The sequence below is a fragment of the Macrococcus sp. DPC7161 genome, from assembly GCF_004117835.1.
GTDB lineage: Bacteria > Bacillota > Bacilli > Staphylococcales > Staphylococcaceae > SDSC01.
In genome coordinates this window covers 1-436 of sequence record NZ_SDSC01000036.1, presented here as the reverse complement: position 1 = coordinate 436, position 436 = coordinate 1, and the positions used below count along the sequence as shown (strand labels likewise).

Annotated in this window: 1 protein-coding gene; it reads right to left on the bottom strand. The window is 64.0% G+C overall.

Features of this window, described 5'->3' with window-relative positions; all coding sequences use genetic code 11:
• Positions 1-166: 166 nt before the first annotated feature.
• On the bottom strand, positions 167-436 hold a 270-nt coding region (locus ER639_RS11970; RefSeq protein ID WP_164993454.1), incomplete at its 5' end, for a MobC family plasmid mobilization relaxosome protein.

Sequence of the window (436 nt, the reverse complement as noted above, 5' to 3'; positions counted from 1 at the left end):
CGACAGGACGCCGGAAGTGTATTTCTTCACGTAAGGCGACGCGTCAATCAGCTCCCGGACTTCTTCCGGCTTCCCCTGCAGGACGGTGGCACCATCACGCTGCCGGTCTTTACCCAGCAGGTAGTCCACCGGCCCGGCGCCACCGCCGCGACCGCGTGGATGAAATTTAACGATCATCGTCCGTTCCTTTCTCAAGAACGGCGTGCCGCAGCCGCTCAAGTCCGGCATCGATGGTCATCAGCGCCGCCACAATCTGCACCCTGTCATGGCCAGTGCCACCGCCGGCGTTAACGCGGCGGGCTATCTGGTTCAGGTTGTTGCCCATGCCGGCAAGCTGGCGCAGCAGCGCCGGCGAGATCGAGGGAAGCTTTCCGGTACGCGCAGGCTTTTCGTCCAGGCAGGTCTGCCGCATCCACGCTGCCAGCTGCCTGCCGTC